We start from the raw sequence: 751 nt of genomic DNA, 5'->3' as shown, positions 1-751 counted from the left end.
GGCGAGCATGGCGTCGGCGTACGCGTATGCCCGGCTCGCCAAGATTTCGGGGCGGTTGTGATATGCGTGGCCGAGTGCCTCACTCGCCAACACCTGGCCTGCAAACCAATCGCGAAGCGACATGCCAGTTTCCGGATACGGGAAACCGATGGCCGTGCGCCCGGTCTCATCCACGGGCGGGATGACTGGAAACGCAGATCCACCCTTGTTCTTGATCTCACTCATTGGTCTCGCCTCTTCGCAGCGCTCTTGAATTTCCGGATCGCGTTCCGCTGCGCGCGGATCGTGTCTTTCGCGCGCCGGACGATGGCTTTCTGTTCGTCGCCGTGGATCACGCGCATCAGCGCATCGAGCTGGCCTACGATGTCGGATTGARGGTTCATGGCGCCTCTCCGCTCTCTTTGGGCCGGAACGCTTCCTCTGGGAGAAACGTCAGGCGTGTACCCGCTTTGAGGCCCGTTGTGCTCATGACGGCGAGCTTAAGTCCCTCGGCTTCCGTCTCCTTTACAACCGCGTCGAACTCTTCCGAGGTGTAAACGACAACCTCTCGATATGTTGCCTTCACTGTGTCTCTCCGCTCTCTTTGGGAAGGATGCAGTCAATCATTGCCTCGAATGCGGGAACACACGTGTAGCCGCCGCCGTGATTGTTGGCGTAGCCAGCGTCTCGCATCTCCTCCGTTACGCCATCTCTCAATGCGCGAAGGGCGGCGATAGTGCGGGCGATGCTCGTCTGAATGCGCTGGTTTGAT

3 protein-coding genes are annotated in these 751 nt (G+C 59.7%); all 3 read right to left on the bottom strand.

Annotated features, from left to right (window positions below; all coding sequences use genetic code 11):
* The coding region (locus AC1DT3_RS23165) for a hypothetical protein (protein ID WP_477467503.1) at nt 1–225 on the bottom strand (225 nt) is incomplete at its 3' end.
* Complete coding sequence (locus AC1DT3_RS23160) at nt 222–383, bottom strand: hypothetical protein (protein ID WP_477467502.1); 162 nt, start codon at nt 381–383, stop codon at nt 222–224. The genes AC1DT3_RS23160 and AC1DT3_RS23165, both read right to left, overlap by 4 nt.
* A gap of 178 nt (nt 384–561) precedes the next feature.
* Nucleotides 562–751 (bottom strand): hypothetical protein (locus AC1DT3_RS23155; protein WP_477467501.1); only part of this gene is annotated, 190 nt, incomplete at its 5' end.

It is taken from the genome of Microvirga sp. P4_G7, assembly GCF_056401005.1.
This window is presented reverse-complemented; position numbering and strand designations above follow the sequence as displayed.